Below are 2,484 nucleotides of genomic sequence, written 5' to 3'. Positions count from 1 at the left end.
AGGGGTCCCATGGGCTGGCGGATCCGGTTCGGGGGCGGGGAGGGGCATCCTAGGGCGGTTGCCGGGTGGCTTCCAGGTCGGCGCGGCGCCCGCTCACGCCGTCGCGTCGGCGACCGCCTTCAACGTCTCGCGCAGGCGCCGGATCGCGTCCGGTCCGGGCGGCGTCCCTTCCTTGGCGCCGGTCTCGATCTCGGTCAGCAGCTGGGCGAGGCGCGGGCTGCCGAGATTGGCGGCGGCGCCCTTGGCGCGGTGGGCGGCGGCGCGGACGTCGTCCAGCGGCAGTCCGGGCTTGGCCAGGACGGACACGGTTTCGCCGACGCTGTCGAGCATGGCGGCAAAGAGGCGGCCCGCGGGCCCGCCCCCCCGCGCGGGGGCGGGGCGCCCCCCCCCCCCCACGTCGCCGAGCGGCGCCGCCGCGGCGGCGGCCACGGCGACCGGGGCCTGCGCGCCGGCGGGCGCCGGCGCGGACTCGTCGCCGGTTCCCTCCGGGTGAAGCGCGACGGCCGGCGGGGCGGCGGCGGTCGGCCGCGCGCCGCCCAGCGGGGGCACCTGGACCAGGGCCGCCACCGTCTTCCAGAGTCGTGCGAAATCGACCGGCTTTACCAGTACCGCCTCCATTCCGGCAGCCAGGCACTCGTCGCGCTGGGCCTCGGTCGCGTCGGCCGTGAGCCCGATGATCGGCAGTCCCGCCGCCGGGCCGCCGCTCGCCCGGATGCGCCGCGTCGCCTCGACGCCGTCCATCCCGGGCATGCGGACGTCCATCAGGATGAGGTCGTACCGGCCGGTTTCGGCCGCCGCCACGGCCGCCGTCCCGGACTCGGCGATGGCGACGTGGTGGCCGGCCGCCTGCAGCGCCTCGCGCATCAGTTCCTGGTTGAGCGGGGAATCCTCGGCGACCAGTACCGACATCGGCTGCAGCGGCGGCGGTGCGGAACCGGCCGGGTCCCGCAGCCGGCGTGCCTCGGCGGTGCACAGGGCGAGGCGGACCCGGAAGCGGCTGCCGCGCCCCTCCTCGCTGTCGAAGTCGATGTCGCCGCCCATCATCTGGCTGAGGCGCCGGCAGATCACGAGGCCGAGGCCGGTGCCGCCGAAGCGGCGGGTGGTCGAGCTGTCGGCCTGGGTGAAGGGCTGGAAGAGGCGGTCGCGGCGGTCGGCGGGAATGCCGACGCCGGTGTCGCGCACTTCCATCCGCAGCTCGACGGTCCGGCCCGCCGGATCGCCGCGGCCGGCGCCGGACACGGCCAGCTCGACGTCGATCCGCCCGTGGTTGGTGAACTTGACGGCATTGCCGACGAGATTGCTCAGGATCTGCTGGATGCGGACCGGGTCGCCGCGCAGCATCGGCGGCGGCGGCAGGGTCGCGAGCGCCAGCGTCAGGCCCTTCTCGACGGCGGCCGGCCGATGCAGCGCCATGACCTCGTCCACGAGCTGTTCGAGGTCGAAATCGACCGTCTCCAGTTCCATCAGGCCGGCTTCGATGCGCGAGACGTCGAGCATGTCGTTGAGCACCGTCAGCAGGTTCTCGCCGGCCGAGCGGATGACCTGGGTGTGGTGGCGCAGCCGCTCGGGCAGGTCCGGGGCGGTGCGCAGCAGCCGGTTCATGCCGAGGATGGCGTTCATCGGCGTCCGGATCTCGTGGCTGAGGACCGCGAGGAACCCGGTCTTGGCACGATTGGCGTTCTCGGCTGCCGCGAGCGCCGCCGCCTGGGCCCGGTACGAGCGCATGACCACCCACGACAGGAAGGCCAGGACCACGAGGCCGCCGACCGAGAAGGCGCCGAGCAGCAGGGCACGCTCGTGGACGGAGGCCAGCACCTCGTCGAGGTCGATGGCGACGAGGGCATTCTGGCCGAAGCCGGCGATCGGCGCCGTCGCCAGCAGCCAGTCGCTCTCGCGCTCGCCGAGCCGGCCGCCGAAGCGGGCGAGGCGAATCCCGCCCTTCGGTCCCGGTTCGGATCGCAGGCCGGGCGGGAGCAGCCATTCGCCCCGCGCGTCGGCGGTGCCGAGCCCGTAGGCGGCGACGATCGCTCCGTCGGGATAGGCGATGGCGCTGGCATGGGCCGAGCCGGTGATCGCCAGCCGGCTCAGGACGGTGGCGAAATACTCGGGATTGAGCATGGTCGCGACGGCGCCGCGGAAGGCGCCCGCCCGGTCGCGCAGCGGCCAGCCGAGGACGATGGCGCGCTGCCCGACAGGCGGGATGACCATCGGCCGCGAATGGACATAGCGGCGCGCGGGGTCGGCCCTGAGTGCCTCGAACAGCGGGTTCGCGGCGAAGCTCAGGCCGATCATCGACGGATTGGCGGCGTGGCGGACGATGCCGTCCCGGTCGGTGATGGCGAAGCCCATGGCCTGCGGCAGCGACCGCTCGCCGCCTTCGGCCAGCGCGCGTGCCCGCGCGATGAAATCCTCCAGCGACCCGTCCTCGACCCGGAAGCCGTCGGCGATGTGGTGCATGTGCAGGTCGATGGCGTGGATCGTGCG

General features: G+C 74.3%; 1 protein-coding gene. It reads right to left on the bottom strand.

Features of this window, described 5'->3' with window-relative positions; genetic code table 11:
• Nucleotides 1-93: 93 nt before the first annotated feature.
• Nucleotides 94-2,484, bottom strand: a 2,391-nt coding sequence (locus ACE3Q3_RS23915; RefSeq protein WP_374450295.1) for an ATP-binding protein, incomplete at its 5' end; no start/stop codon positions are given.

The organism is Allostella sp. (assembly GCF_041913585.1).
Taxonomy (GTDB): Bacteria; Pseudomonadota; Alphaproteobacteria; order ATCC43930; family Allostellaceae; genus Allostella.
The sequence above is the reverse complement of the archived record's forward strand: the minus strand, read 5'-3'. Positions and strand labels throughout refer to the sequence as shown.